Source organism: Oleisolibacter albus (assembly GCF_003336875.1).
In the GTDB taxonomy this organism is placed as follows: Bacteria; Pseudomonadota; Alphaproteobacteria; order Azospirillales; family Azospirillaceae; genus Niveispirillum; species Niveispirillum album.
In genome coordinates this window covers 1-23,338 of record NZ_QGNJ01000013.1, presented here as the reverse complement: position 1 = coordinate 23,338, position 23,338 = coordinate 1, and the positions used below count along the sequence as shown (strand labels likewise).

22 protein-coding genes and 3 tRNA genes are annotated in these 23,338 nt (G+C 71.5%); 14 read left to right on the top strand and 11 right to left on the bottom strand.

Annotation, left to right across the window (positions count from 1 at the left end):
* Positions 1–64: 64 nt before the first annotated feature.
* A complete protein-coding gene (locus DK368_RS16355) occupies positions 65–1,195 on the bottom strand; it encodes a M14 family metallopeptidase (RefSeq protein WP_114395049.1) in 1,131 nt (376 codons plus the stop codon).
* Between the two features lie 148 nt (positions 1,196–1,343).
* Between DK368_RS16355 and DK368_RS16350 the strand changes: the two genes are divergently transcribed.
* From DK368_RS16350 to DK368_RS16335, 4 genes are all read left to right on the top strand, one after another.
* Positions 1,344–2,519 carry a hypothetical protein gene (locus tag DK368_RS16350; RefSeq protein WP_114395048.1) on the top strand — a complete coding sequence of 392 codons (1,176 nt, stop codon included), beginning with the start codon at positions 1,344–1,346 and terminating at the stop codon, positions 2,517–2,519.
* 76 nt (positions 2,520–2,595) lie between these two features.
* A complete protein-coding gene (locus DK368_RS16345) occupies positions 2,596–3,864 on the top strand; it encodes a glycosyltransferase family 4 protein (protein WP_114395047.1) in 1,269 nt (422 codons plus the stop codon).
* Entirely contained in the window at positions 3,861–4,916 is a 1,056-nt protein-coding gene (locus DK368_RS16340; RefSeq protein ID WP_114395046.1) for a hypothetical protein, read from the top strand. The genes DK368_RS16345 and DK368_RS16340 overlap by 4 nt, the downstream gene beginning before the upstream one ends.
* Positions 4,913–5,845: a glycosyltransferase family 2 protein gene (locus DK368_RS16335; protein ID WP_114395045.1), complete on the top strand. Its 933-nt coding sequence runs from the start codon at positions 4,913–4,915 to the stop codon at positions 5,843–5,845. The genes DK368_RS16340 and DK368_RS16335 overlap by 4 nt, the downstream gene beginning before the upstream one ends.
* Here DK368_RS16335 and DK368_RS16330 read toward each other — a convergent pair.
* The 4 genes from DK368_RS16330 to aguB form a co-directional block, all read right to left on the bottom strand.
* Positions 5,740–6,234: a helix-turn-helix domain-containing protein gene (locus tag DK368_RS16330; RefSeq protein WP_114395044.1), complete on the bottom strand. Its 495-nt coding sequence runs from the start codon at positions 6,232–6,234 to the stop codon at positions 5,740–5,742. The genes DK368_RS16335 and DK368_RS16330 overlap by 106 nt on opposite strands.
* A gap of 139 nt (positions 6,235–6,373) precedes the next feature.
* Positions 6,374–7,198 carry a glycosyltransferase gene (locus DK368_RS16325; protein ID WP_114395043.1) on the bottom strand — a complete coding sequence of 275 codons (825 nt, stop codon included), beginning with the start codon at positions 7,196–7,198 and terminating at the stop codon, positions 6,374–6,376.
* Entirely contained in the window at positions 7,198–10,215 is a 3,018-nt protein-coding gene (locus tag DK368_RS16320; RefSeq protein WP_114395042.1) for an SLBB domain-containing protein, read from the bottom strand. The genes DK368_RS16325 and DK368_RS16320 overlap by 1 nt, the downstream gene beginning before the upstream one ends.
* A 91-nt stretch (positions 10,216–10,306) precedes the next feature.
* On the bottom strand, positions 10,307–11,179 hold the full coding sequence (gene aguB, locus DK368_RS16315) for an N-carbamoylputrescine amidase (protein ID WP_114395041.1): 873 nt from the start codon (positions 11,177–11,179) through the stop codon (positions 10,307–10,309).
* A 478-nt stretch (positions 11,180–11,657) separates the two neighbouring features.
* Between aguB and DK368_RS16310 the strand changes: the two genes are divergently transcribed.
* Positions 11,658–12,182, top strand: coding sequence for a MarR family winged helix-turn-helix transcriptional regulator (locus DK368_RS16310; RefSeq protein WP_114395040.1), 525 nt, complete (start codon positions 11,658–11,660; stop codon positions 12,180–12,182).
* Between the two features lie 18 nt (positions 12,183–12,200).
* Here the strand turns inward: DK368_RS16310 and DK368_RS16305 are convergent, their stop codons facing one another.
* Together DK368_RS16305 and DK368_RS16300 are read right to left on the bottom strand one after the other, a co-directional pair.
* Positions 12,201–13,232 carry a FecCD family ABC transporter permease gene (locus DK368_RS16305; protein WP_114395039.1) on the bottom strand — a complete coding sequence of 344 codons (1,032 nt, stop codon included), beginning with the start codon at positions 13,230–13,232 and terminating at the stop codon, positions 12,201–12,203.
* A gap of 23 nt (positions 13,233–13,255) precedes the next feature.
* Positions 13,256–14,146 carry an ABC transporter substrate-binding protein gene (locus tag DK368_RS16300; RefSeq protein ID WP_114395038.1) on the bottom strand — a complete coding sequence of 297 codons (891 nt, stop codon included), beginning with the start codon at positions 14,144–14,146 and terminating at the stop codon, positions 13,256–13,258.
* Between the two features lie 143 nt (positions 14,147–14,289).
* Between DK368_RS16300 and DK368_RS16295 the strand changes: the two genes are divergently transcribed.
* Positions 14,290–14,856 carry an AAA family ATPase gene (locus DK368_RS16295; RefSeq protein WP_162306063.1) on the top strand — a complete coding sequence of 189 codons (567 nt, stop codon included), beginning with the start codon at positions 14,290–14,292 and terminating at the stop codon, positions 14,854–14,856.
* 24 nt (positions 14,857–14,880) lie between these two features.
* Here the strand turns inward: DK368_RS16295 and DK368_RS16290 are convergent, their stop codons facing one another.
* The gene (locus DK368_RS16290; protein WP_114395036.1) at positions 14,881–16,194 is read right to left on the bottom strand and encodes a pentapeptide repeat-containing protein; all 1,314 of its coding nucleotides are present in this window, start codon (positions 16,192–16,194) and stop codon (positions 14,881–14,883) included.
* A 121-nt stretch (positions 16,195–16,315) separates the two neighbouring features.
* Here DK368_RS16290 and phoU point away from each other — a divergent pair, with 121 nt between their 5' ends.
* The 4 genes from phoU (at position 16,316) to DK368_RS16270 (ending at position 18,869) form a co-directional block, all read left to right on the top strand.
* Positions 16,316–17,068, top strand: a complete 753-nt coding sequence (gene phoU, locus DK368_RS16285; protein ID WP_240002537.1) for a phosphate signaling complex protein PhoU — start codon at positions 16,316–16,318, stop codon at positions 17,066–17,068.
* Between the two features lie 118 nt (positions 17,069–17,186).
* Positions 17,187–17,615: a hypothetical protein gene (locus DK368_RS16280; RefSeq protein WP_155524604.1), complete on the top strand. Its 429-nt coding sequence runs from the start codon at positions 17,187–17,189 to the stop codon at positions 17,613–17,615.
* A gap of 113 nt (positions 17,616–17,728) precedes the next feature.
* Positions 17,729–18,520 carry a hypothetical protein gene (locus DK368_RS16275; protein WP_114395033.1) on the top strand — a complete coding sequence of 264 codons (792 nt, stop codon included), beginning with the start codon at positions 17,729–17,731 and terminating at the stop codon, positions 18,518–18,520.
* Positions 18,521–18,662: 142 nt separating this feature from the next.
* Positions 18,663–18,869 (top strand): hypothetical protein, encoded by a 207-nt coding sequence (locus tag DK368_RS16270; protein ID WP_155524603.1) that lies wholly within the window; start codon positions 18,663–18,665, stop codon positions 18,867–18,869.
* Between the two features lie 95 nt (positions 18,870–18,964).
* On the opposite strand, the gene DK368_RS16265 is transcribed toward DK368_RS16270, so the two are convergent.
* The gene (locus DK368_RS16265) at positions 18,965–19,366 is read right to left on the bottom strand and encodes a phasin family protein (RefSeq protein WP_114395031.1); all 402 of its coding nucleotides are present in this window, start codon (positions 19,364–19,366) and stop codon (positions 18,965–18,967) included.
* Between the two features lie 317 nt (positions 19,367–19,683).
* Between DK368_RS16265 and DK368_RS16260 the strand changes: the two genes are divergently transcribed.
* On the top strand, positions 19,684–21,315 hold the full coding sequence (locus tag DK368_RS16260) for a sensor histidine kinase (protein WP_114395030.1): 1,632 nt from the start codon (positions 19,684–19,686) through the stop codon (positions 21,313–21,315).
* 151 nt (positions 21,316–21,466) lie between these two features.
* Here the strand turns inward: DK368_RS16260 and DK368_RS16255 are convergent.
* Positions 21,467–21,541, bottom strand: a tRNA-Thr gene (locus tag DK368_RS16255).
* 41 nt (positions 21,542–21,582) lie between these two features.
* Entirely contained in the window at positions 21,583–22,761 is a 1,179-nt protein-coding gene (gene rlmB, locus DK368_RS16250; protein ID WP_114395029.1) for a 23S rRNA (guanosine(2251)-2'-O)-methyltransferase RlmB, read from the bottom strand.
* A 157-nt stretch (positions 22,762–22,918) separates the two neighbouring features.
* Here rlmB and DK368_RS16245 point away from each other — a divergent pair.
* The 3 genes from DK368_RS16245 to DK368_RS16235 form a co-directional block, all read left to right on the top strand.
* Positions 22,919–23,003, top strand: a tRNA-Tyr gene (locus DK368_RS16245).
* A 76-nt stretch (positions 23,004–23,079) separates the two neighbouring features.
* A tRNA-Gly gene (locus DK368_RS16240) sits at positions 23,080–23,153 on the top strand.
* Between the two features lie 58 nt (positions 23,154–23,211).
* On the top strand, positions 23,212–23,338 hold a 127-nt coding region (locus DK368_RS16235; protein WP_240002540.1), incomplete at its 3' end, for a GTP-binding protein.

Below are 23,338 nucleotides of genomic sequence, written 5' to 3'. Positions count from 1 at the left end.
TCGGGTCCCCGATCCGGCGGATGGCCGCGCCGCCCTGTCTGGCATCCCGTCCAGGGCCGTGTTGTCAGCGGGCCGTCAGCAGCGGCTGGCCCGGCGCGGCCAGCGGTTCGGTCCCGGCGATGCTGAGCAGCGTGTCGCCGGCGCTGGCGAAGCGCTCCAGCCGGCGGGACCAGACGATGCCGGCGCTGCGGGCGCGGCAGGGGTGACGCTCGCCGCTGACCGGGTCCACCAGCTCGGCCACCAGCGCGCCGGGCTGAACGGAGGCGCCCAGAGGCACATGGAAGGCGATGATGCCGGCGGCCGGCGCCTGAACCCGGTCGACGCCGGCCAGCGGGGTGGCGGCGCAGACGGAGGCCGGCGCCGCGGGCACCGGGCCGGCCAGCACACCCCGGACGGCCAGATGCGCCAGGATGGCATCCGCGTCCGCCGCCGCCTGGGCATCGTCCACATCGGCCAGCCCGCGTAGCTCGATGGTGGTGGCGGCGCAGGCGTCGGGAATGGGGTGGCCGCCGCCCAACCGCTGGCGCAGGCGCCACCACAGGCCGGAGCAGGCCTCGTCGAACGGATCGCCGCCGGACTCCTCGGCCAGCAGCGCGGCCCGGCAGCCCAGCCGGGCGGCCAGATCGGCGAAGCCCGGCCACAGGGAATGGGTGGTGTAGAGATGCGGCACCGCCTCGGAATCGCAATGCAGGTCCAGCATCAGGTCGGCGTCGGCGGCCAGACCCAGCAGCAGCCGGCGCAGTGCCTCCAGCTCGCTGGCCGCGGGCAGGGCGGCGGCGGCCTCGGCGATGGCGGCGCGGATCAGGGCCGTGTTGGCCACCGGATCGGCGCCCAGCCGGTCCCGCACCGCCGCGGCCACCGGGGCCGACAGGTCGGCGAAGGCGCGGTTGAAATTGCTCCCCGCCGCCAGATCGAACCGGCCCACACCCGCGCCCAGCACCACCTGGTCCAGCCCGATGGGGTTGGCGGCGGGCACCAGCACCAGCTCGCCACGCAGGTCGCTGTCGGGCAGGGCCTCCAGCCGGTGGCGCAGATGCTGGGCCACCAGCATGCCCGGAATCTCCCCGGCATGCAGGCCGGCCTGGATATAGACCTTGGGCCCGGCACCGGCGGTGCCGAAGCGGTGGACCCGCAGACTGCGCCGGGTTCCGGGGCGGCCATGGGGCAGGGGCATGTCGATGGTGCGTGCGTGCATGGGGAGATTAAGCCGTGCCGGACCGGCGACGTCCAGTGCGGCATCGCCCGGCCCGGCGCCAGGAGCGCGCGGGGCTGGCGTCCCGCCCCGTGGACAGGCACTATTGCCGCGGGTTTATTGTCATAGCGATGCGCGTGATAGGATGTGGATGTCCGTCGTGCCGGCGTCGCGGTCAGGCCGGGCCGTCGCCTGCCTGTCGCTGGCGCTGCTGACCTATGGGGCCGTCGGGCTGCCGGCACCGCCGGGGCTGGGGCCGGCCGAGCTGGCCGTCGGCCTGCTGCTGGCGCTGGCGCTGCTGCCGGTGTGCGGCGTGGCGCCTCCCGCCGCGCCGGTATCGGGAACCGGGCTGCTGCTGGCGCTGGCGGGGCTGGGTCTGCTGCGCGGCGCGGCCTTGGACTGGGGGCCGGGCGATCTGGTCCGCGACGTGCTGCCGCTGGGGTTCCTGTTCCTGCCGGTCCTGCTGGCGCGGGCCGGGGTGACGCTGACGTCTGCCCTGCGCCGCCGCTTCGCCCTGGCCCTGGCGCTGGCGGGCGTGCTGTTCGCACTGCGCTGGTGGCTGGCGCTGGGCGGAGCCGTCAGCAGCGTGGGGGCGGTGGCGCTGGCCCAGGGGCAGGGATATCTGCTGAACAGCAGCAGCGTCGCCTTCGCCGCCACCCTGCTGCCCCTGTGGGGCCTGGACCGGCTGCGGCGGCTGCGGACGCTGCCCCTGGGGCTGGCCGGACTTGCCGGTGGGCTGTTGGCGCTGACGGCGCTGGCCGCCTCGGTCCACCGGGCGGCGCTGCTGCTGGCGCTGACCGGACTGGGCGTGGGGCTGATACGGCGGGTGGTGCGGCGCCCGGCCCTGGGACCGGCATTGCTGGCGGCCGGGCTGCTGGTCCTGCCCCCGCTGGGCGGGCCGGTGCTGAAGCTGGGCGCCCTGGCCGCCGCCAAGACCGAGGCCGTGGGGCTGAACAATCGCGGGGCCGAATGGGCGGCGGTGCTGGAGCAGGTGGGGCGGGACCCGGCCGCCTTCCTGCTCGGCGACGGCTGGGGCGCCTTGCTGGACAATCCCGCCGTGGGGCACTGGCGGGTGTCCTACACCCACAATCTGGCCAGCTACATGCTGCTGAAGACCGGGGCGCTGGGGCTGCTGCTGCTGGCCGCCTATCTGGGTGGGCTGCTGGCGAGCACAGGGAGAACGGCGCGGCGCCACCCCGACCTGCTGCTGGCGGCCCTGGCGCCGCTGGCAGCCGGGATGCTCCTCCATACCAGCTACAAATATCTCTGCTTCGGTCTGCTGCTGGCCCTGCTCAGCCTGCCTGAACGTAAAACGGGTAAGTCTTAAGAGAAACTCCCTTTACAGTCGTGATTGTGCCTATCATGCTCTAGCACGCCGCCCGATTGCCGCATCGGACCGTTCCATGACCGCCCGCTCGGTGCTTCTGATCAACCGTGTCCTGCCCCCGGCGCCCGGTGCCTCCGGCCGGCTTCTGGCGGATCTGGCCCGGCATCTGGCCCAGGCCGGCTGGCGGGTGACGGTGCTGGTGGACCAGGGACCCGGTCCGGCTGCGATCCGGGACGGGACCGCGGCCGAGCGGGATGGAATGCCCGATATCGCGGTGGTGGTGACCGGAGGGGCGGCGGGCCCCGGCAGGGCCGCGTCGGCGGGCGTCCGCGCCTATGCCGCCGCCGGCTGGCGCCTGCTGCGGGCGGCCCTGCGCCTGCCGCCGCACGACCTCGTCATCACCATGACCGATCCGCCGCTGCTGGCGCTGCTGGCGTCCGTGCTGCGGCGGCTGCGGGGCGGGGAGACGCTGCACTGGGTCCAGGATCTCTATCCCGATCTGCTGCCGGTGCTGGGCCGGCCGCTGCCGCAGCCATTGTCGCGTCTGGCCGGCCGGATCATGCGGGCGGCCCTGGCCGACCAGGGCGCGGTCCTCTGCATCGGCCCCTGCATGGCCGCCCGTCTCTGTCGCGCCGGCGTGCCGGCGTCCCGGATCACCGTCGTGCCCAACTGGCCGCAGGATGCGCTGCGCTCGGCCCAGCCCGACCCCATCCGGCTGGCCGCCCTGCTGGGGCGGCGGCCACCGGGGCTGGTGGCGCTCTATGCCGGGACGCTGGGACTGGCCCATCCCGTGGAGATCCTGGGCGAGGCGGCATGGCGGCTCGCCCGCAGCCACCCGCAGATCACGCTGCTGGTGGTCGGGGCGGGGCGGCAGGCCGACCGGCTGGTGGAGGTCGTCGCCCGCCACCGGCTCGACAATCTGCGGCTGCTGGCGCCGCTGCCGGAGGCGGACATCGCCAGCCTGTCGGCCAGCGCCGACCTGCACATCGCCCTGATGCGGGAGGGGGCGGCCGGGCTGATGCTGCCGTGCAAGGTCGGCGCGGCCCTGGGGGCCGGCCGGCCGGTGCTGTTCTGCGGTCCGGCGGAGTCCGGCGCGGCCCGGATGCTGCGGGACAGCGGCGCGGGGCTGGTGCTGCCACCGACCGGTGGGGCACTGGCCGCGGCCCTGGGCCGGCTGGCCGATGAGCCGGCGGCGCTGGCCCGATTGCAGCGGCAGGCCCGGGCGGCACGCCAGGGCTGGACCCGGGCCGAGGCGGTGGATCGGATCGGCCGTCTGGCCGCCGGCGTGGTCGGCGGCGTGCAGCCGGTGGACAGCGCTGTCCTGGGCATGGCGGGCCCCGCATGAGTGCGGCCGAGGGCAACGCCCCTGGTGGCAGCCTGGTCGCCGGTGCCATGGCCTCCGGCGGCGGCCTGGGCGCGGCCGTGGAGACGCCGACGGACGGAGCCGAGGCCGCAGGCGGGATCATCCTGCTGCCCGGCGGCGCCCTGCCGGCCTCGCTGCGTCCGCTCTGGCAGGCCTGGCGCCGTGCCTGGCCCTGGCTGCTGAGCGGTGCGGCGGCAGGGACGCTGCTGGCGCTTCTGCTGCTGCGGCTGGTGTCCCCGACCTACACGGCGCAGATGGTGGTCGGCCCCGTCGGCCGTAGCGGTCCCGCCGCCATGGGCGCGCGCAGCCCGGCCGGGGCGGCCCCCAGCCGTCCGCTGGCCGAGAGCGGCAGCGGCGACGAGCTTCTGTCCGATTTCGCCCGCTATCTGGAGCTGTTGACAACGGTGCCGGTGGCCGGTCGGCTGGTGGCGGACCCGGCTGTCATGGTGCCGCTGTTCCAGGAGGCGTGGGATGCCGGACGGCAGGTCTGGCGGCCACCGCCGGGCCTGGGCGCGCGGGCCGGACGGCTGGCCCGGCGGTTGGCTGGTCAGGAGGACTGGGCGCCGCCTGATGCCCATGATCTGGCCCGGCGGCTGCGGCGCCTGCTGGTGCTGGAGACCATCGATGGCGGGCCGATGCGGCGCATCCGCATGCGCCATCCGGACCGTGGGGTGGCACTGGCCGTGCTGGTCAGGCTGCATGCGGCGGCCGACGGGCTGCTGCGCGAGGAGGCGGTCCGCCGCATCCGGGCGGAGCGGGATTTCCTGCGCCGGCGCCTGGGCGAGGGCACCACGGCGGAGACCCACCGGCTGCTGTCCGCCCTGTTGGCCGATCAGGAGCGGCTGCTGCTGATGCTCGACCTCGACCTGCCCTTCGCTGCCGATCTGGTGGTGCCGCCCACGGCGCCCGGCCTGACCGACTGGCCCGATCCGGTGCGGCTGCTGCCACTGGGCACGTTGGCCGGACTGGCTGCCGCGTTGATCCTGCTGTCTGCCCGCGCGGCCAGCGGACGCATCCAGGGGAGGGGGCGATGAACCGTCTGCCGCTGTCGATCGTGGTGATGACCCGCAACGAGGCCGCCAACATCGGCGCCTGTCTGGACTCGCTGGCCGGATTGGGCGAACTGGTGGTGGTGGACAGCGGCAGTGATGACGGGACGCCGGCTCTGGCCGCCGCCGGCGGCGCCTGGGTGGTGCCGTTCCAGTGGAACGGCCGCTATCCCCGCAAGAAGCAATGGTGCCTGGACCTGCCCGGCCTTCACCATGACTGGGTGCTGTTCGTCGATGCCGATGAGCGGGTAACCCCGACCCTGCGCCGCGCGCTGGAGCGGTTGTTCCGCGCCGGGCCGGACTGCGCCGCCTATTTCATCGACAGCCGGCCGCTGTTCCTGGGACGGATGCTGCGCTTCGGCACGCGCTACCGCAAGATCGCCCTGATGCACCGGCGCCGCTGCCGTTTTCCCGATTGCGAGGCCGGCGGCGGCTGGGAGGTGGAGGGGCATTACCAGCCGGCGGTACGCGGGCGGATCGGCCGGCTGGGCGGATTCCTGCTGCATGTGGAACTGCGCGGCCCGCACTGGCTGTTCGACCGCCACAACCGCTATTCCGACTGGGAGGCGGCGGGCCGGGGGGCCGCCGGCTCTGCGCTGGCGCTGCACGCAGAACGGCCGTGGCGGCGTCTGCTGAAAACCCTGTTCCAGCACCTGCCGCTACGGCCGCTATTGGTCTTTCTGCACGCCTATCTGCTTCGTCTCGGTCTGCTGGACGGGCAGGCCGGACTGGATCACGCGCTGTTCAGGGCTTTCTATTACTGGCAGGTCGAACTGAAACGCCGATGGGCCGGCACCGGACCGACCATTCAGTCGTCGCCCCGGGCGTCGTCGCCAGCCCGATCACCGGCATCGTTGTCACCGGCCAGCGCCTTGATCAGTTCGAAGGCACGCCGGCGCACCGGCTCTTCCTGAATCCGGTAATAGGCGCGAACCAGTTCCAGCGTTTCACGCCGGGCCATGGATTCGAATTCCTGGGTCTCGCTCGGCTCCATCGCCGGCAGGCTGGTATCCTGCGACGGCAGATCCTCGAAGAAGAAGGTCACCGGCACACCCAGCACCTGCGATAAGTTAAACAGGCGGCTCGCGCTGATGCGATTGGCGCCGCGCTCGTACTTCTGCAACTGCTGGAAGGTAATTCCCACGGCCTCGCCCAGTGTCTCCTGGCTGAGACCCAGCAGTGTGCGACGGAGACGCAGCCGTTGACCCACATGGATGTCGATGGGATTAGGTCCTTCCCCCCGTTTCGACAGGGAGTATGGCTGTGCCAGTCCGGCCTTTTTCGAGCTCTTCTTTGCGCTCATCACTTTCTCCTGATACCTGAACGGCGCCTTCGCTGTATAGAACAGAAACCTTAGCGGGCAAATGGATTTGTTCGGGCATGAATGACCCCGGCTTTCCCTGATGGATCAAGCCGCCCGGGCCGACTCTACCGCACCGCTATTAACGGTCAGGCAGGCAATTCGGCTTGTCCAGACCCCGCATTTTTTCAGGCGATGGCTGATCTGCGTGGAAGCGAAGCCGCGCATAGGTTGCTGGGGCCAGATGTCGCAGGCCGGCCGTGGCCGTCTGCACCAGACGGATGCCGGCGCTGAGCGGGGCCGGCATGCCCAGCAGCGTCCGGCGCAGCCGGTCCTGCTCCGCCCGGCCCAGGGCGGCCTGACGCCGCGACACCCCGCCCGGGGCGAAGCGGGCCACAGGCAGATCCAGGCGCAGGATACGCGCGGTCCCGGCCAGGGCCTGCAGGGTGAAAGCATGGTCGCCGGCGATGCGCAGATCGGTGGGATAGCGCAGGGACGCCACATGGGCCCGGCGGTAGAGCAGGGCACAATGGTGGGCGACCATGCCGTACCAGGCCCAGCGCCAGTGCCGCGACGGTTTCAGCCGCGGCCGGCCGTCGCCGGGGTCCTCATAGGCATGACCGTAGGCCAGGTCCGGCCGTTCCGTCCGCAGCAGCGGCGCCAGCCGCGCCAGCGTATCGGGCGCCGCCAGCCGGTCGCCGGCATTGAGGAACAGCAGATAGCGGCCCCGGGCCTCCGCCATCGCCCGGTTCATGCCGGCGAAGGAACCGCCGTCGGGCCGGCTGTCCCACCAGGCCAGCTCCGCCGCCCAGTCCGCCAGGGCTGCGGCACAGCCGTCGCGGGAGCCGCCATCGGCCACCAGCCAGTCGAAATCACGCTGCTGCTGCGCCCGGATCGAGGCACGGGTCGCTTCCAGCCCGGCCAGATCATCCTTGACCACGGTGATGATCGACAGCAGCGGCGGCATCAATGATCGTCGAGGCTGGCGATGGCGGCAGCGGTCAGGGCCAGCTGTCCCAGAATGGTGGTGACGCCCTGGGCCACCGGCAGGAACTCGAACGGGTCGGGATCGCGCGGCACCACCAGCACCGAACCCGGCGGGATCAGCTCCAGCCGGTGGCGGTCCGACAGGCCGGACAGGGGCTGGGCGCTGCCGTCGGGATAAATCAGGAAGGCGCGGCCGCGGTCGGCGGCGCGGGTCAGGCCCCCGGCTTCCCGCAGGTAATCCTCGGCCTCCTTCTCCGGCGTGAATTGCAGCGAGGCGGGGGACAGCACCTCGCCGGCCACGGTGACGGTCAGCGGCCGCCGCGGCAGCAGCAGCCGGTCGCCGGGTTCCAGCACAAGGTCCAGCTCCGGCCGGGCGGCCAGGGCGGCGGGGTCGGCCTCCACCGTGATCCGGCCCAGGGCCGGACGGTGGCGCAGATCGTCGGCCAGGGCACGGGCCAGCTCGACACGGGCGGCGTCGGGCGGATTGCTGCGGGTCAGGGCCTGGGCCAGACCGTGGTCGACATCGCGTGCCGCCCGGCGCAGCGCTTCCTCCTCGGTCCGGCGGGCGCTGCGCCGGGTGAAGATCGCGCCGGCCGGGTAGGCCTGCGGCGTCAGCCCGCCGGCCCGGACCAGGACCGAGGACAGCTTCTCGCCCGGCGCGATGTCATAGGTGCCGGGCTGGGCCACCTCGCCGGCCAGGGTGATGCTGGGCGCCGGCCCCGGCCGGTAGCGGGCGCCCACGCGCACCGAATCCCCCGGTTCCAGCCGTACCCCGGCCGGGTCCGCCAGCCGCCGGGACTGGCGGAGGCCGGTGCTGCCGGAGCGGCTGGTGATCTCCAGCAGCGCCGGGTCGGCATGGCGGGCCAGCCCGCCCGCCGCCTGCAGCAGGTGCGCCAGCTCCACCGTGTCGGCCACGGGATAGGCGCCGGGCGCGGCGACAGCGCCACGCACCTGCACCAGATGCGCAGCCAGCAGCCGGGCCAGATCCTCCTCTCCCGGCCAGGGGGAGGGCGGTGCGGCGGCCGGGGCGGCATCGACCTCCTGTCCGGCCTCTCCGGCGTCGGGATCTCCGGCCGGAGCGGGGGTGGACGGGGAGGGGACCAACCGCTCCAGGCTGGCCCGGTCGAGGATCAGCACGCGGTCCCCATCCTGCAGGCGCCGGTCCAGGTGGCCGGCGAGGATATCGGCGGGGGCGAACGGCATCCGGCTGTGGCTCAGGCTGCGGGCATCGCGGCGATCCAGCACGGCGAACAGGGGATAGGCCTCCGGGGTCAGGGCGTCGGCCAGCAGGGCGCGCAGCGTCGTCCCGGCTGCCTCCAGGGCCACCCGGCCGGGGCGGCGGACGGCACCGGCCAGTTCCACCGCCGGCCGGTCGAGATCCACCACCTGTCCCGGATGGGCGGGACCGTCCAGCGGGCCACCGGCCGCCTCCCGCAGGTCGGCCAGGGTCAGGCCGGGCGCCAGCGGATAGAGGCCGGGCCGCAGCACGCCCTGGCGCAGCAGCACCGCATGGGACAGCAGGAACGGCGCCAGCCCGGGCCGCTGCCGCATCAGCGGCGGGCAGGGCAGGTCCGGCCCGTCCAGGCCGGCGGCGGCCAGGGTCAGGGGGCCTGGTGTCCGCCCGGTATCCGCCGCCAGGGCCGCGGCAAGGGCGTCGAGGCCGGGACAGTCCCGGTCCGCGGGCGGGCGGCCGGCCAGAACCGCGAGCACGGACCGGCTGGAGAGCCAGCGGATCTCCTCTTCCCCCAGCAGCAGCAGCGTGTCGCCCCCGGCGGGGCGGACCGGTTCCTGCCCCGCCAGGATGCGGTCCAGCGATACCGCCCGCAGGGTTCCGGACTGGCCGGAGGCCCCGACCAGCACGGCCAGGGGACGGTAGGCGTCGGGGGCGGGATCGGCGTCCGTCAGCAGCCGCTCCAGCCCGCCGGCCCGATCCAGCGGCCGGGGGCCGGGCTGGCGCACCCGGCCTTCCACCTGGACCACGCCCTGCCGGTCGTCGCGGCGCGGCGCCAGCAGCAGGATATCGCCATCGGCGAACAGCGTGCCGTCCGCCGATGCCGGTCCGGACGCCCCGTCTTCGACCGGTGTGGCGCGTTCGGCCCCGTCGGGGCCATACCCCAGGCGCAGCAGCCGGTGGGGACCGGGATGCAGGGCGCCGCCGGCCCAGGCCAGCAGACGGACCAGATCAGGCCGCTCCCCCGGCGCCAGCTCATAGATGCCGGGCCGGCGCACACCACCGGCCACGGCCAGCGTCGGCCCCAGGGGCGGCACCAGCAGGCGGCTGCCGTCGGCAATGCGGGCGGTGGCGGCGCCGCCGCCGCTGCCGAGCAGGTCATAGAGATCGACAGGCCGGCCCGGCCCCTGCTCCCCCGGCGGCAACAGGCGGATGTCGCGCAGACTGCCGCCGGGCAGCACGCCGCCAGCGGCCAGCAGCGCGTCGAGGACACTGGCGAACGGGGAAAGCGTCTGCCGTCCGGGCCGGGGGACGGCCCCCAGGACCAGCACGCTGAGCGGCCGTGCCTCGGCCAGCGAGACGAAGGCCCGGGTCTGGGCCATGGCGGTGGACACCGCCGCCTCGATCTCCGTCCGCACCGCGGCCAGGGTGCGCCCGGCAGCGGCCAGGGGCAGCAGTTCGTCGATGACCAGCAGCCCGTCGCTGCCCACGCGGTATGTGGCGGTGGTGGCGGTCTGTCCGCGCAGGACGACGGTGACGGCGTCGCCGACGCCAAGCACATGGTCGTCGGCCGCCCGGTCCAGCACCGGGGCCGGGATCGGCGATGCCAGCGGCGGCGGACCGGCGAACAGGTCATAGCCGAACTGGCGCAACGACTGGCCGGCACGCGCGGAATAGGCAGCCTCCAGCGCGGTTTCTGCCGGCGCGGTTTCCGCCAGCGCGGCTTCCGCCGTTCCGGCCGAGCGCCGGCTGTTATCGCCCGTCGGTCCGGCCCGGCCGGGCAGGGACAGCAGCAGGGCGGCGAGGCACAGCAGGATCAGGCGCATTCCCGGGACATCCGCGCAAGCGACGTCCCGGGCAGTATATACACGCTAAGGGATCAGTAGAGTATGCTTTTACGCGCCAAACGTGCGCGGATCAGCGCGGGTGGCCATCCAGGCTCAGGATCGGGCCGTAAAGGTCCGGCCGGCGGTCGCGGAAAAGGCCCCAGCCGGCGCGCAGGCGGGCCAGCGCATCGAGATCGAAGCTGGCGGTCAGCACGGCTTCCCCCTCGCGTCCCGCCTCGGCCACCTTCTCGCCCTTCGGTCCGGCGATGAAGCTGGAGCCGTAGAAGGTGATGCCGCAGCAATCGCCCTCCTCGCGGCCAATGCGGTTGCTGGCCACCAGCGGCAGCAGATTGGCGCCGGCATGGCCCTGCATGACGCGCTGCCAGTGGTCGCGGCTGTCCAGCCCGTCATCCTGCGGTTCGGAGCCGATGGCGGTGGGGTAGAACAGCAGCTCGGCCCCGGTCAGGGCCATGACGCGGGCGCATTCCGGGAACCACTGGTCCCAGCAGATGGCCGTGCCGATCTTGGCATACTTAGTTGTGTAGACCTGGAAGCCCGTATCCCCTGGATTGAAATAGTATTTCTCCTGATAGCCGGGTCCATCCGGGATGTGGCTCTTGCGATAGACCCCCAGAATCTCGCCATCGGCATCGATCATGGCCAGGGAATTGTAATAGGCGGCGTTGGCCTTTTCGAAGAAGCTGACCGGCAGCACCACCGACAGCTCCCGCGCCAGCCGGGCCATGCGCGCCAGCACCGGATGCCCCGCCACCGGAGCGGCCAGTTCGAACAGTTCGGGCTTCTGGTCCTTGCAGAAATAAGGCGTTTCAAACAGTTCCTGCAGCAGGATGATCTGTGCGCCCTCGGCATGGGCGCGGCGGACCATGGCCTCGGCCCGGTCCACATTGGCCGCCCGGTCCCAACTGCAGGCAAACTGGGTTGCCGCCACGGTTACCTGTCGCATGCTCATCCTCTCGACTGCTGCCGCTTTGTTGCTGGATCGCCGGTGTCGGCGGGGGCAGCATAGTGATGTTGCCCCGGCCCGCCCAGATGGGATCTTCCGCCCCGATGTCCAGGGGGGACCGCGCTATGGCCGGCGACGGAAGGCGCAGCCCGCGGGCCGTGTCATGGAAGGGTATTGACCGAAAGTCTGAAATAAAGCAGGCCATTGTCGGCAGGGGGCTGAATAATACTTAGAAGCCTAATGGCTGTATCAACTCTTAATCCGAAAGACGAAGTGCTGTTTGTTGACTGTGTGCCCTGTTGCCAAAAAGGCAAAAACGACGCAAAGTCCGGAACGACCAACCCAGGGTGACGCGGACATTGAGTGATGCCCGTAAAAGTTTCGTCTTTTGTGGGCGGGCTGGCTGCCTTGTGCGCGGAATGGTTGATTTTCCAGAATGGCCAGCGGGCTTCATGATATTGATTATGTGGAATGATTAATGACTGCAAGTAAGGGACATGAATCCGCGGTGGCACTGGCAGTCGATCCGGTCGGGGCGGTTGACGCCGGGCTGGGGCATCTTTTGCGGGAGGGGCATCGGGCCTTGGCCCGCTCGCTCCAGGCACAGATCGCCACCCATGGAGTCAGCATGGGGCAGTGGTTTTTCCTGCGCGCCCTGTGGGATGAGGACGGTCTGACCCAGCGCGAGCTGAGCCAGCGCGTCGGCATGATGGAGCCGACCACGGTGACCGCCATCAACAGCATGGAACATCGCGGTTTCGTGCGGCGGATGCGCAACCCCCATGACCGGCGCAAGGTCAATATCTTCCTGACCCCGAAGGGCCGGGCGCTGAAGGATGTGCTGCTGCCCTGTGCCGTGGAGGTGGCCCGCATCGCCGTCCAGGGCGTTCAGCCGCCGGATCTGGTCAAGGCCGCCCAGGTGCTGCGGCAGATGCTGGGCAATCTGGAAGGGCAGATGGCAACGACGCTCGGCACCGCGGCCGGCCACGACGAGATCGATTGACACCGCCCGTTCCGGGCTTCACGCCAGCTGCCGCCGTGTGCGCAGGATCAGCGCCAGGAAGAAGGGCGCGCCCAGCAGGGCGGTGACCACACCCAGCTTCAGTTCCGGTCCCGGCGGCCCCAGGCGCACGGCGATGTCGGCGGCCAGCAGCAGGGACGCGCCCCCCAGGGCCGACAGGGGCAGCAGCCGGCTGGGGCGGTGCCCGGCCAGCGGCCGCAGCAGATGCGGCACGATCAGCCCGACGAAGCCGACAGTGCCCACCACGGACACGGCGGCCCCCACCGCCAGCGCGGTTCCCCCCACCACCAGCAGGCCGGTCCGGCGCACGTCATAGCCCAGGGACCGGGCGGTATCCTCCCCCAGCGTCAGCGCATCCAGCGCCCGGCCGGCGGCCAGCAGCAGGCCCATGCCCACCAGCATGAAGGGGGCGGCCAGTGCCACCTGGTCCATGCTGCGGTCGGCCAGCGACCCCAGCATCCAGAACACGATCTCGGCCAGGGCGAAGGGGTTCGGCGACAGCGACAGGGCCAGCGAGGTCAGGGCGCCGGCCAGGCTGCTGATGGCCACACCGGCCAGGATCAGCGACAGGAGGCTTGTGCTGCGGCCGGCCAGCAGGAACAGCAGCAGCGCCGCCACCAGCGCCCCGGCCATGCCGCCCAGGGGCAGGGCCGGCGCCCACAGGGTGGAGAGGCCGCTGTAGAAGCAGATGACGGCGCCCAGCGAGGCGCTGGCCGAGACGCCGACCACGCCCGGTTCCGGCAGCGGATTGCGCAGCAGCCCCTGGAGCGCCGCGCCCGACAATCCCAGCGTCGCCCCCACCAGGGCGCCCAGCAGGGCGCGCGGCAGGCGGATCTCGGCGAAGATCACCGCCGCCGTGCTGTCGCCGCCCTGCCACCAGGCCCGCACGGCCAGGGGTAGCGACACCGGGCTGGGGCCGACCGAGAGCGAGCCCAGAATCAGAAGCAGCAGGGTGAGCAGCAGCAGCGGCAGCAGCCAGCGCCGCCCGGCTCGGGCAAGGACGTCCGGGGCGCCGGCGGAGGGGGGGATCATGGGTGTCGTCGTTGCTGAGGGGGTCATGGAGGCGTCCCGGAGGCTGCGGCCGGGTGGAGGACCGGGGCCGCCCGCAGCAGCCGGTCACGGGCGGCCGCCAGCCGCTGCACCGCCTCGGCGGTGAAGGGGCCGCCGCAGGTCCACAGGGGGGCCGGCACATCGATGCGGGCCGCGGGCGGCACGCTGCGGGTCAGGGCCGGGTGAGCCGGGAGCCGGGTGCTCAACGAGGGGCGCGTCTCCGCGGCCAGGCGGGTCAGCAGCAGGTCCGGCGGGTCCGCCGCCACCAGCTCCACCGGCAGATAGCCATAACCCTGCAGGCCATGGCTGCCGGCGTAATTGTCCAGGCCGGCCCGCTGCATGACCGCATCCATCAGGGTGCCGGCCCCGGCGGTGAAGCCTCCGGCGGAGAAGCTCAACAGGCGCGGGCGCCGGCCGTCGGCCGGGGCCGCCGCTGCCAGCATCCGGTCCATGGACGCGATCAGCGCCTCCGCCCGGTCGCCGCTGTCCAGCGCGGCGGCGACCTGGCGCAGCTGGGCGCGGATGCTGTCGAAATCCTCGGCCAGGCCAAGCTCGACCACAGGGATGCCGCGGGCCTTCAGCAGGGCCACCGTCGGCCGCGCGGTGTAGATCCCCGCCAGGATCAGGTCGGGCCGCAGGGCCAGCACCTCCTCCGCCGTGCCATGGGTGACCGGCAACGAGGCCGCCTGCACCGCCACATAGGACAGGTCGGCGTCACGGGAGAGGTCGGACAGGGCGGCGATGCGCTCCGGCGGCAGCAGCAGCACCGCCAGCTGGTCGGTGCAGAGATTGAGCGAGACCACCCGCTGCGGCGGGAGCGGCGCCGCCATGCCGGGTGATATCAGGCCCAGCAGCAGCAGGGCGGCGGCGGGAAGCAGGCGGAACCGCAGAGGCATGTCTCGCGCCGGGCAGGAGGACGGGGAAGGGCGCGCGCGACCTTACGGCGGCCGCGGGCGGCAGGCAAGCCGCGGTGCCACAGCGGGTCATGGTGACAGAACCACACTGGTCGGGTGGCACCGCGCCGCGTTATGCTCAGGGAATGAGCAGGGCGGCACCGAGGCTTGGGATCACGGGCAGCGCCGGGACGGGCAAGACCACCCTGGCGGCGGCGGTGGCGTGCCGGCTGGCCGTGCCCGTCCTGCCGGAAGCCATGCGGGCGCTGCTGGAGCAGGGCTTCGACCTGCACAGCCTGAGCCGCGACCAGCACCGGGATCTGCTCTGCCGTCAGGCCGATGCGCTGGCGTGCGACCTTGCCCGTATCGATGGCGGGCTGGTCAGTGACCGCACGCCGCTGGACATGGCGGCCTTCTGGCTGTCCAACGGCTATGGTGTCGACGATCCGGCGGCCACCGAGGCGCTGTTGGCCCGTGCCATCATGGCCCTGGCCGATTACAGCCACATCGTGCTGTTGCCCTGGGGTGCCATGCCGCTGGCGGCGGACGGCGTGCGCAGCCCCAACCCCTGGCTCCAGCTGCATTTCCAGACCATCATCGAGGGGCTGTGCCGGCGCTGGGTCGAACCGGCCCGGCTGATCGCCCTGCCGGAGACGGCCATGGCGCCGGAGGCGCGCTGCGCCTTCGTCCTGGAGCGGCTGGCCGCCGACTGACCGCAGCCGCCTCCATGGCCGGGATCAGGTCAGCGCGTCGTCATCCTCGTCGTCGTGGGCGGCAGGCAGGACGGCACCCTCGGTGCGGGCGCCGGCAAGGTCGGCACCGCGCAGGGTGGCGGCCTGGAGATTGGCCCGGGTCAGGTCGGCGCCGCGCAGATCGGCGCCGGCCAGATTGGCATGGCGCAGCACCGTGCCCACCAGACTGGCCTCGGCCAGACGGGTGCCGCTGAGATTGGTCGGCCATTTGCGCCCGGTATCGTGGCCGTCCGGCCCCTTGATCTCCACCGGCCCGAAATGAGCCGCGTCCAGGCGGGCGCCGCCCAGGTCGGCGCCGCGCAGATTGGCGCCATCCAGGGCACTGCGGCTGAGATCGGCATATTGCAGGTTGGCATCGACCAGATCGGCCATGACCAGCGAGCATTCCCGCAGCTTGGCCCCCTGGAGATTGACCCGCTTCAGGTTGGCGCCGGACAGGTTGGCGCCATTGAGGTCGATATGGGACAGATTCTGACCTTCGAGATTGGCCCGTGCCCCCTTGGCGCCGCTGCTGGCGATCCAGGCCTGGTGCTGGGCCAGGATGCGCTGGATGGTCTCGCTGAAGGATTCGGCGGCGCGGCTGAAATTGGCGCCGAGCAAATCGACATTGCTGAGATCGACGCCGTCGAGATTGGCCCCCTGCAGGTCGGCCCCGCGCAGATTGGCCCCCGACAGCATGGCCCCGGCCAGATTGCAGTCGCGCAGCCGGGCGCCGGTGAGGTTCGAGCCCATGAGGTTGACGCCGCGCATGTCGGCCCCGGTGAAGGTCCCGTTCTTCAGCACGGCCCGGCTGAGATTGGCGCCGGTCATCTGCGCCCCGGTGCAGTCGGCCCCGACCAGGCTGCATTCGCTGAGATCGGCCCCGGCCAGGTTGGCATTGGCCAGCAGGGCGTCGTCCATCTCCGCCCCGCGCAGATCCGACGGCTCCATGCGCAGGGTATTGGCGCTGCGCCGGTCCAGCAGCGCCCCGCCGCGCAGGTCGGCCCCGCGCAGCACGGCGCTCTTCATGCGGGCCCCGCGCAGATGGGCGCCACGCAGGTCGGCATTGGTCAGATTGCAGTTCACCAGCACCGCCCGCGTCATCCGCGCGGCGAACAGGTCCGCCCCGGACAGGTTGGCCGCGGTGAAGTCGCAGTCCGACAGGTTGGCGCCCGAGAGTTTGCAGTTCTGGAGATTGGCGTGGGAGAAATGGTGTCCCTGCAGGTCCTGAAGGGCCAGCATGGCCCGCGCCCCACCGGTGAGCCGCCGCAGCCAGCGTTCATGCTTTTCGATGATGGAAAGGATTTCCTGGGGCGTCATCCCGAGGGCTGTCCGCGGTTCGAAGGGCTGGGCGCAGTTCCTAAACCTGCCACAGGCCGGGCGGAATGTGTTAGATGCTTCTTGCGACCCGTCCGTACAGGCCCCGCCAGGAGCAGCCGCCGTGAATGACACCCAGACCCCGTCGCCGCCGCGCCATATCGTCAATGCCTATGATGCCGAGCTGAAGGCGCTGCACGGTCTGATCACCCGCATGGGCGAGATCGCCTGCCGCCAGATCGACGATGCCATCGCGGCCATCGTCAACCGCGACGGCACCCTGGCCCAGACCGTGATGCAGGGTGATTCCGAGCTGGACGCGCTGGAGCGGGAGGTGGAGAGCCATACCGTCCGCCTGCTGGCCCTGCGTCAGCCCATGGCCCGCGACCTGCGCGACGTGGTGGGGGCGCTGCGCATCGCCTCCAACCTGGAGCGGATCGGGGATTTCGCCGCCAATGTGGCCAAGCGGTCGCTGGCGCTGCAATCGCTGCCGGTGATCGAACTGACCCGGTCGCTGCAACCCATCGGCCGGGCCGTGGCCGAGATGCTGCGCGAGGTCATGCGCGTCTACCACACCGACGATCTGGCCGCCGCCCTGGCCGTGCGCAGCCGGGACGAGGAGGTGGATCGGGCCTATACCGCCCTGTTCCGCGAACTGCTGACCTATATGATGGAATCGCCGCAGCGCATCACCGCCTGCACCCATCTGCTGTTCGTGGCCAAGAACCTGGAGCGCATCGGCGACCACACCACCAACATCGCCGAAACCATCTGCTTCCGCATCCAGGGACGCGAGCCGGAGGGCGAGCGCAGCAAGGGCGACGAGAGCAGCTTCACCGTGGTGATGGCCAAGGACGTCACCGGACCGGTGCCCTGAAGGCGCTGTCCCCAGCCATGGCCGGAACCGGCACCGCCCTGTGGCTGTTGCCTGCCCGGACCTGACGCCGGACAGCCGGCGCCAGCGCATGCCCAGCGGCAGCACGGGACCGGCCCCCATGATCCTCACGCGCATCGAGACCGACCACGAAACCGGCGGCAATCTGCTGGATGATGCCGGCAACGCCATGCAGCAGGGTTTCGAGGAGCGGCGCCGGGCCTTCCTGCGCTTCGGCGCCCTGTGGGCGGCCCATGGGGACATGATGGATGCGGCGGTGCATCCCGCCATCGCCGACCGGGTTCCGGCCGCCATCGCCGCCGCTGTGGAGCTGCAGCGCGAGGTGGAGGGGCTGGCCGCGCTGCTGGCCGAACGCGAGGCGGCCGGCGACGCGCTGTGGCACGCCCGTTTCGCCCGCCTGCGCGATGCCTTCCGCCAGCAATGCCGGGTCGAGCAGGCCGACATCATCGCCGCCCTGTCGGCGCTGGCGCCGGAGCAGGTGGCGCAGGCCAGCCGGACGGCCGGGGAGCGGCTGCGTCACCGCGGCTGAACCGGGGCGGGGGGCTCTGGATCGGATGGATTGGCCCTGGCATGGGCTTTGCTTCGTTCCGCGGCGAGTGCAGGGCCCGCCGGCCCCGCCGCTTCCGTCCCAGGGTCTGCCCCATGCCCAGCTGCCCCCCCATCCTGTCATCCTCCGCCTCGCCCCTGCCTTGGCGCCGGCCCGTCGCCGCCGCTCGGACCGCCCTGGGGCTGCTTCTGGCGGCGGCGCTGCTGGCCACGGCCGGCTGTTCCAATCGCCCGCCGGCCGTGTCGGTGCCGCTGCGGCCGCAGCCGGTGCTGCAATCGGCCGGGCACTGGCAGGTGGTGGCCGATGATGTGGCCTCGGCAATTTCCGCCCATCTGGAGTTCCAGACCGGCAAGAAGGTTCCGGTCCAGCTCTATATGATGCGGCAGGAGGATTCGGTGTTCGCCGACGCCTTCCTCAGTGCGGTGACGACGCGGCTGGTGGGGATGGGGCATCTGGTGGCCGTCGATCCCCGGCCCGACGTCACCGCCGTGGGCATCGATGTGCTGACGGTGAAGACCGATCCGGCCCAGCGCCGGTCCCATACGGCGCCGGGACCGCTGACCATTCTGGCCTCCGGCGTGGCCGTGGCCGCCAATCTGGCCGACCGCTTTCCCTGGGGCAGCACGGGCATCGCCGGCGCCCTGCTGGCCGATACCGCCCTGGCCCGGCCCGAGGAGACGGACACCGAGATGATCCTGACCGTCTCCATCGCCCGCGAGGGCTATTACACCTTCCGCAGCTCGGCGGTCTATTACATCAACGGCCGCGATCTGGGCCTGTATCAGACGGTGGATGGCGGCGGTCTGCGCAACCTCAACGATGTACCGTCGGAACGAATCGGCTATGATCTGGGCGGCAAACCCTATGTGCTGCCCCGCCGGCGCTGAGGGACGGGAAGCGGGGGGGCAGGCCGACATGGCCTCCCGCAGAACCTATCCTTACGATAGGGCAGGGCCTTATCGCCTTGACGCCGACGGGCGGTGGTTCATCATTATGCTATAGGGATCGTGTGGAGTGTTGGGGGCCGCCATGGGGCTCGACGGATTGATTCAGGCCAGTGCGCAAATCACGCAGCAGGCCAGAGCCAAGGCGCAGGCGATGCAGTCGGTGACGGAAGAAGCCAACAACCGTCGTCAGCAGCGTATCATGCAGCAGATTCAGGAACCGCCGGCGGCGGTGAAGCTGTCTGTCGACATGATCGGCGCCCGTGGGGCCATGCTCGACGTCTCCGTCTGACCGGGCCGGCCACCGTCCGCACGGTCTTGTTTCCTGCTCAGCCTTCACGCCCGCCGGCGCCGCCGGCGGGCGTTTTCGTTGGCGTGGCGCCGCGATCAGCCGGCCGCCGTGCCCCGCTGCATGATCTCCCGGCCCGTTTCCATGGCGATGTCGCTGACCCGGCGGGCGAACTCCACGCCTTCGCTGTATTCGGCCTGCATGATCTCGGCCTGCAGGCGCATGACGTCGGTGACCGAGCGGGCCGCCGCCAACTGGCGCATCTGCTCGGCCCGGCGCTCCAGCGTGCCCTGGGCCGTGCGCATCCATTCCTGCATGATCTGCTGTCCGCGCTGGCTCATGATCTGGCCGGCCTCGGTCATGGCCCGCTGGCTGGCCTGGAGACGCTCGGCCCCCTGGCGCAGGGCCTCGGTCCCGCCGGCGCTGCCACTCCCGGTGTCCGTGCCGGTGCCCATGCCGGGTTCCGTGCCGATACCGGTCTTGGTGCTGTCTTCAGCCATCTGATCCTCCCCTCGATGTGGCCCCGCGGACCGGATCGTCCGCGCGGGCACGGGGGGAACACGCGGCAGCGGCGGGTGGACCGCCGGCGGCGCCTTGCGGGACGTGATTCCTCGCCGATCGGGAGTGCCCGCATGGGGGCCGTTCCCCTGTTGGGGATTTGACGCGAATATAGTGTTTGTAAGCCTGTGCCGCCGCGTCAGGATATAACGAGAATTCGTGCCGGAATTCGCGGGTTCGCAATGCTTGAGCCGAGGAGGAGGCTGTGCGACCGGTCACTCCGCTTCGGTCCCTGTCGTGGTTGAACGGGCTTGGCGCAGTGGCGCTGCGCTCCCTGCGTGTGCGCCTGCTGGTGCTGGCGGCGGCCGCCAGCCTGCCGCTGTTCGTGCTGGCCAGCGTCGTTCTGGTCCGGTTCGCCGATATCCAGTTCGACTGGGCGATGGAACGCCAGAGGAATCTGGCACGCGCGACCGCCGCCGCGATGGAGCGTGAGATCGGGTCCCTGGTCGGGTCCCTTGAGATCCTGGCGCTGGCGCCGGAACTGTCCTTCGGGGATATGAGGGGGTTCCACGACCGGCTGGCCCGCGTGACCAGGCCGTACCCGACACGGTCCTTCGTGCTCTATGATTCCGACGGGCAGCAGGTCGTGAATTCAAGCCTTCCCTATGGCAGCCCGCTTGGCCAGCGCACGTCCCGCGAGAATCTCGATTTCGTCTTCGCCACCGGCCGGCCGCGTGTCACCGATCTGTTCATCGGCAAGCCCCTGGGGCGTCTGCTCGTCGCCGTCGATGTTCCGGTGATGCAGGGGGGCCGTGTCGCCTATGTGCTGAGCGGCGGGCTCACACCCGCCGGATTGACCGGCATCCTGGCCGAACAGCATTTGCCGTCCGGCTGGGTCGTCGTGGTTGCGGATCGGGTCGGCCGGATCATCGCCCGCATCCCGAATAGCGACCTGTTCGCCGGGAAGGCCGTCAGTCCGCTGATCCTCTCGCATCTGGCGCAGGCGGATGAAGCGGTCTTCCCCAACGTCACCCAGGACAAGACCGCCGTCTACACCGCGGCCCTGCGCGCGCCCAGCAGCGGCTGGATCGTTGCCGTCGGCGTGCCGCGGGAAGAACTGGACGGGGCCAGGAACCGCGCCCTCTGGACATTTTTCGTCGGCGGCGGCGCCCTGGGGACCCTCAATCTGGCCCTGGTCCTGTTCATCGCGCGCAGCGTCTCCCGGCCGATCCGCCGTCTGGCCCTGCATGCCAAGGCCCTTGGGCAGGGCGAGGCCCTGCCCTTCGCCCCCTCTGGCCTGGGCGACGTGGACATCGCCGCCGCCGCCCTGTCACAGGCATCCGATGCGCAACGACAAACCGCGGAGCATCAGGCGCTGCTCATGCGGGAGGTCGACCACCGCGCGAAGAATGCGCTGACCGTGGTCCAGACCATCGTCAGACTGACCCGCGCCGAGCGCCCCGCCGACTTCGTGGACGCCGTCGACGGCCGCATTGCCGCCCTGGCCCGGGCGCATACGCTGTTGGCCAAAAGCCGCTGGCGCGGTGCGGACCTGAGCACGCTGATCGGCGAGGAGCTGATGCCCTATGGCGATGCCGAAGTCCGCATCACCCTGGCCGGACCGGCCGTCACGCTGCAGGCCGATGCCGTGCAGTCGATCGGGCTGCTTTTCCATGAGCTTGCCACCAATGCCGCGAAGTATGGCGCGCTTTCCAGTCCCGCGGGCCGGATCATCGTGGCCTGGCGGATCGCGCCGGCCGGTGATCTGGAGGTCACATGGCGCGAGCACGGGGGGCCGCCCCTCGGCGGACCGCCCGTCAAACAGGGCTTCGGCTCCACGATCCTGGCCGCCGCGGCGACCCAGGTCGGCGGATCCGCCGTGCAGGAATGGGAGCCGACAGGACTGCGCTGCACGTTCAGGATCAAGGCGGACTTCTTCGCGGCGGCATAGTGCGCCACGGCGCCGATCCCCCCAGGGCGGGGGAAAACGGCACCGGCCCGGGCTTGCGGCCACGGGAATCGGGGCGGTCCGAGGCACGCCGGTCGCGGCGTCGGCCAAAGCCGCCAGTATGGTGAGTCGGATGGGAAGCGTGCGCGGGGAATGGTGCCGGCTGTCAGGATTGAACTGACGACCTACCGCTTACAAGGCGGTTGCTCTACCGCTGAGCTAAGCCGGCGATCCGGGCCGGTCCGGGGGTGACCGGACCGGCGCCGCAGACTAGCGCCGACGCGCGACCTCGTAAAGCGCCACGGCGGCGGCGTTCGACACATTCAGCGCGCCGACCGGTCCGCCCGTGGGCAGCTTGGCGATCTCGTCACAGCGCTCGCCGGTCAGCCGGCGCAGCCCGTCGCCCTCGCTGCCCAGCACCAGGGCGCTGCGGCCGCTGAGATCGACCTGGTGCAGGTGGCGCTCCCCGCTCTCGGCCAGGCCGACGGTCCAGAACGACGCCTGCTTCAGATCGTCGATGGCCCGGGCCAGATTGGTCACCCGCACCAGCGGCACCACCTCGACCCCGCCCGACGCCGTCTTGGCCAGGGTGCCGGTCAGGGGCGGGGCATGGCGGTCCTGCACGATCACGGCCTTGGCGCCGAAGGCCGCGGCCGAGCGGATGATGGCGCCGACATTGTGCGGGTCGGTCACCTGGTCCAGCACCACCACCATGGCCTGGGGATCGCCGGAGGTGGCGATGATGATGTCCTCGATCGCCACTTCCGGCAGCGGGGCACAGTCCAGCGCCACGCCCTGATGCACGGCGCCCGGCGGCAGCATCCGCTCCAGATCCTCTTTCTCCACCAGATTCGGCTCCGGCCGGTCCAGCTCGCGCCCGGCCGCGGTGTCGAACGCCTGATCCAGCGCCTCCAGCCCCGCCTCGGTCACCCAGAGCGAGCGGCAGGTGCGGGCGGGATTGGCCCAGGCGGCCGATACGGCATGGATGCCGTAAAGGAGGTTGTGCTTGTTGAGGGTGGGACGGCCCTCGGCGCGGCCTTCACCCCGGCCTTCCGCCGCCATCTCGCCGCGCGGCGCACGCGCCGGCCGGGGGCCGGCCTCGCGCCGCTCGTCGCCGCGGTAATCCTCCGCCCGGTCGGGGCGCCGGTCGGAGCGTGGCGCGGCGCGGCGCTCGCCCGCGGGGGCGCCATCGCGCGGCGGACGCGGGCCACGGCCGGCGGCGCCGGCCGTCCGGGGGCCGGGCTTGCCGCGGGCAGGTCGATCCCCGTCGCGCGCCTGGTCGTCATAGACGCGGCCAGGAGCGCCAGCAGAGGCGCGGGCTGGTTTGCCCGCGGCCGATTTGCCGGGGCCGCCGGCGCGGGTGGGCTTGCCGCCCGGCGTATGGCCGGTGGGGGCGGGGCCGCGGGAGGTGCGGCGGTCGGAATTCCGAGGGGGGCGTTGATTCTTCATAACGGCCTATCATCGGGGAACAGGCCGGTCCGCGCCACCAGTTTCGCCGCGGGCGGGTCATGCGTGAAAAAAATGATGAAATTGGCGTTGACACGCCCCCGGCGATTTAGCTATTCCCCCCGGCACCGTTCCGGCGCTGGTCGGGACGCGGCACCGCGGAAGGGTGGCCGAGTGGTTAAAGGCAGCAGACTGTAAATCTGCCCGCATAGCGTACGCTGGTTCGAATCCAGCCCCTTCCACCAGTTCAGGCGCGCTCCAGGTCTTGGGGCGCGCCGTTCTGCATGATGGTGGTCGCGTCACCCAGAGTTCGGGGCACGGGCGGGTGTAGCTCAATGGTAGAGCAGAAGCCTTCCAAGCTTACGACGAGGGTTCGATTCCCTTCACCCGCTCCAACTCAATACTGATACGCATCGGCGCCTCAAGGTCGCACCAGGCAAGGGCACAGGAGCTATGGCGAAGGCAAAGTTTGAGCGGACGAAGCCGCACTGCAACATCGGCACGATCGGCCACGTGGACCACGGGAAGACGTCGCTGACGGCGGCGATCACGAAGGTTCTGGCTGAGACCGGTGGGGCGA

Excerpts from the sequence above, each read along its gene's own strand:
- DK368_RS16355 (WP_114395049.1), bottom strand. The coding sequence starts at position 1,195 with ATGCACGCACGCACCATCGACATGCCCCTGCCCCATGGCCGCCCCGGA.
- DK368_RS16350 (WP_114395048.1), top strand. The coding sequence starts at position 1,344 with ATGTCCGTCGTGCCGGCGTCGCGGTCAGGCCGGGCCGTCGCCTGCCTG.
- DK368_RS16345 (WP_114395047.1), top strand. The coding sequence starts at position 2,596 with ATGACCGCCCGCTCGGTGCTTCTGATCAACCGTGTCCTGCCCCCGGCG.
- DK368_RS16340 (WP_114395046.1), top strand. The coding sequence starts at position 3,861 with ATGAGTGCGGCCGAGGGCAACGCCCCTGGTGGCAGCCTGGTCGCCGGT.
- DK368_RS16335 (WP_114395045.1), top strand. The coding sequence starts at position 4,913 with ATGAACCGTCTGCCGCTGTCGATCGTGGTGATGACCCGCAACGAGGCC.
- DK368_RS16330 (WP_114395044.1), bottom strand. The coding sequence starts at position 6,234 with ATGAGCGCAAAGAAGAGCTCGAAAAAGGCCGGACTGGCACAGCCATAC.
- DK368_RS16325 (WP_114395043.1), bottom strand. The coding sequence starts at position 7,198 with ATGCCGCCGCTGCTGTCGATCATCACCGTGGTCAAGGATGATCTGGCC.
- DK368_RS16320 (WP_114395042.1), bottom strand. The coding sequence starts at position 10,215 with ATGCGCCTGATCCTGCTGTGCCTCGCCGCCCTGCTGCTGTCCCTGCCC.
- aguB (WP_114395041.1), bottom strand. The coding sequence starts at position 11,179 with ATGCGACAGGTAACCGTGGCGGCAACCCAGTTTGCCTGCAGTTGGGAC.
- DK368_RS16310 (WP_114395040.1), top strand. The coding sequence starts at position 11,658 with ATGACTGCAAGTAAGGGACATGAATCCGCGGTGGCACTGGCAGTCGAT.
- DK368_RS16305 (WP_114395039.1), bottom strand. The coding sequence starts at position 13,232 with ATGATCCCCCCCTCCGCCGGCGCCCCGGACGTCCTTGCCCGAGCCGGG.
- DK368_RS16300 (WP_114395038.1), bottom strand. The coding sequence starts at position 14,146 with ATGCCTCTGCGGTTCCGCCTGCTTCCCGCCGCCGCCCTGCTGCTGCTG.
- DK368_RS16295 (WP_162306063.1), top strand. The coding sequence starts at position 14,290 with ATGAGCAGGGCGGCACCGAGGCTTGGGATCACGGGCAGCGCCGGGACG.
- DK368_RS16290 (WP_114395036.1), bottom strand. The coding sequence starts at position 16,194 with ATGACGCCCCAGGAAATCCTTTCCATCATCGAAAAGCATGAACGCTGG.
- DK368_RS16280 (WP_155524604.1), top strand. The coding sequence starts at position 17,187 with ATGATCCTCACGCGCATCGAGACCGACCACGAAACCGGCGGCAATCTG.
- DK368_RS16275 (WP_114395033.1), top strand. The coding sequence starts at position 17,729 with ATGCCCAGCTGCCCCCCCATCCTGTCATCCTCCGCCTCGCCCCTGCCT.
- DK368_RS16270 (WP_155524603.1), top strand. The coding sequence starts at position 18,663 with ATGGGGCTCGACGGATTGATTCAGGCCAGTGCGCAAATCACGCAGCAG.
- DK368_RS16265 (WP_114395031.1), bottom strand. The coding sequence starts at position 19,366 with ATGGCTGAAGACAGCACCAAGACCGGTATCGGCACGGAACCCGGCATG.
- rlmB (WP_114395029.1), bottom strand. The coding sequence starts at position 22,761 with ATGAAGAATCAACGCCCCCCTCGGAATTCCGACCGCCGCACCTCCCGC.